General features: G+C 65.0%; 2 pseudogenes. One reads left to right on the top strand and one right to left on the bottom strand.

Annotated features, from left to right (window positions below):
• Window positions 1-331: pseudogene (locus EOA33_RS37110) on the bottom strand (polysaccharide deacetylase); the annotation flags it as partial.
• A 90-nt stretch (window positions 332-421) separates the two neighbouring features.
• Between EOA33_RS37110 and EOA33_RS37105 the strand changes: the two are divergent.
• Window positions 422-882: pseudogene (locus EOA33_RS37105) on the top strand (GNAT family N-acetyltransferase); the annotation flags it as partial.

Here is an 882-nt window from a genome sequence, read left to right as displayed (position 1 = left end):
CCTCAGTCATGTTGTCGCGATAGGCGTCGTCAGCGGTGATGGTGGCGAACTGACCGCCCTTGCCGCCGTGCTTGATACGTTCGATCGCCTCGTCCAGCGAAACGAAAGCGTAGCCTTCGGCCCTCATGTCGGCGATGAGGGCGTCGAGGAAGCCGGGCGCGATGTTCAGGTGACGGTTGACGCCGTTCGGCTTCTCCGGCGTCGCGGTGACCCGGTGCAGCATGAGGATGGCGCCGATGCCGCCGACAAACGGCTTTGCCAGCGGGGCAAGGCCGGTGTAGCGGGCAACGTTCAGCGCCAGTTTCCGGATTGCTTCACCCCCGTCGATCATTCCTTCACCTTTTGCGCCTAGGCTCATCCAGCATGCGACGTGCCCATGCGTACCCCCAGGTTGAGACGAATACGCCTTAAGGATTGAGGTATGGTTGACGCCACCGCGTCATTTGACGGCAATCGGCTGGCCGCGAGCGAGACACCGCCACGCACCATGCCGGTCGGTCACGCCGGCCTGTCGGTGACCATCGGCGACGGCGCGGCACTTGCAACTTACGCGCGATTCTGCGCTTCGGCGCTGTTCGCGCCGGCGCAAAGTGCCGTTTGGGTAAGCAACTGGGCTCGGGCGGTTCAGCCCGACATTGTCGTTGCGGCACTCAGCGTCGAAAACGAGCAGGTGCTTTCTCTGGCCCTTGAAGTCGTCAGCCGTGGACCATTCCGCATCGCCCGCTTCATGGGTGGCCGCCATGCCAACGGCAATTTCGCCGCCGCTGCGCCGGGCCGGCTGCCAAGCGCCGACGCCGCGGCGGTCCGTTCGATGCTGAAGACCATCGCCCGGGCGCGACCCGACATCGACCTGATCTCACTGGAGCGGCTGCTGCCCGACCT

The sequence above is a fragment of the Mesorhizobium sp. M4A.F.Ca.ET.050.02.1.1 genome, assembly GCF_003997725.1.
GTDB lineage: Bacteria > Pseudomonadota > Alphaproteobacteria > Rhizobiales > Rhizobiaceae > Mesorhizobium.
The sequence above is the reverse complement of the archived record's forward strand: the minus strand, read 5'-3'. Positions and strand labels throughout refer to the sequence as shown.